This window comes from Cohnella lupini (assembly GCF_003386205.1).
Lineage (GTDB): Bacteria > Bacillota > Bacilli > Paenibacillales > Paenibacillaceae > Cohnella > Cohnella lupini.
Genome location: NZ_QRDY01000061.1, coordinates 1 through 1427 on the forward strand (window position 1 = coordinate 1; position 1427 = coordinate 1427).

At 46.6% G+C, this 1427-nt stretch carries 2 protein-coding genes; both read left to right on the forward strand.

The genetic code is table 11. The features are described from left to right. Window positions 1-76 precede the first annotated feature (76 nt). Window positions 77-403 (forward strand): transposase, encoded by a 327-nt coding sequence (locus tag DFP95_RS28575; protein WP_115996082.1) that lies wholly within the window; start codon window positions 77-79, stop codon window positions 401-403. Between the two features lie 53 nt (window positions 404-456). Further along, entirely contained in the window at window positions 457-1341 is an 885-nt protein-coding gene (locus DFP95_RS28580) for an IS3 family transposase (protein ID WP_245988062.1), read from the forward strand. Window positions 1342-1427 lie beyond the last annotated feature (86 nt).

Consider the following 1427-nt stretch of genomic DNA (forward strand, 5'->3'; position numbering starts at 1 on the left):
CTATTTAGCCCCCAAATGAATTTGGACAGTACACCCCTTACTCCGATACAATCAGATTAAGGTGGAGGGGAACGTAATGAAGAAGATGCAGTATGATTTGAATTTCAAGAAGATGGTGGTAGCCAAAGGGAAAGAGATTGGCAATATGACCGCTGTTGCACGACAACACGAGATAGATCCGAAGATGGTACTTCGGTGGGCTAGAGAGTTGAACCGAAAGGATCTGGATCAGTTAGACGGCAATGGCGTGAAACAATCGAAGTTCGTGCCTACGGCTGAGGATTATGCACAGCTAGAAAAAGAGAATGAAAAGCTCAAAAAGCTCTTTGCTGAGCAAGCCCTAGAGAGGGATATTCTCAAAGACCTATTAAAAAAAACGAACCCGCACTTGCGGATAAAATAGAGATTGCCCAAAAGTATATTGGTCAGGGACACCGAATTAGTTTTGTCCTTCGAGTGCTTGAAGTGGAGCGTTCCACCTACTACGCAAATGTGAACCGCAGGCAACAAGAAACGCCAACAGTTGCTCACAGCTATCGTAGCGGTCGTCCCGTGCCTGGCCTGTCATATACACAAGATGGCGTGCCCATCAGCGACGAACAAATCTGTGAATGGCTAATGGAGTTCCTAGCAGGCGAGGGCGCATCCTATGGCTACCGAAAGCTAACCGTACTGCTCAGAAGGCGACACAGGCTACAGATCAATAAGAAGAAGGTCTACCGTCTTTGTAAACAGATGGATGTCCTGCGCCCCCAACGGAAGATCAAGATCAAATATCCCAAGCGTTTGGCGAATAATCGCGTTATTACCGGCTCTAATCAGCTGTGGGAAACGGATATTAAGTACGGCTGGCTTCACGGTGAACAGCGTTTCTTCTTCTTAATGAGCATTATCGATGTATTTGATCGTGCGATTATTGCCTATCATTTTGGATTGACCTGCGAGGCGCGTCATCTCGTCCAGATTACGCAGGAAGCATTAATGAAGCGCCAACGGTTTGACAGCTCGGAGATGCCGGTCATCCGTTCAGACAATGGCCCGCAGTTCATCAGCCATCGATTTGAAGAAGCGTGCGAGACTTTCAACTTGATCCACGAGCGTATACCGCCAAAGACACCGAACAAGAATGCTCACATTGAATCGTTCCATTCCATTCTAGAAGCGGAGTGTTACCGCCGCCATGAATTTGAGACATATTCGCAAGCTTATGAAATCGTCAGCCAATTTATCCGGGACTATAATTGTGTTCGAATCCACGGCAGCATCTACGACCTGTCACCATATGAATACATGGATGCCGTAAAGCTAGGAACGGTTACGCCTAAGTTTATAAAAGTCTAATTCGGCGTAAAACGGTGAAAATCATAGGAATACTAAGTGCACAATCGAATAAGAGGTGCGCTGTCCATAATACGGGGGTTTACCCG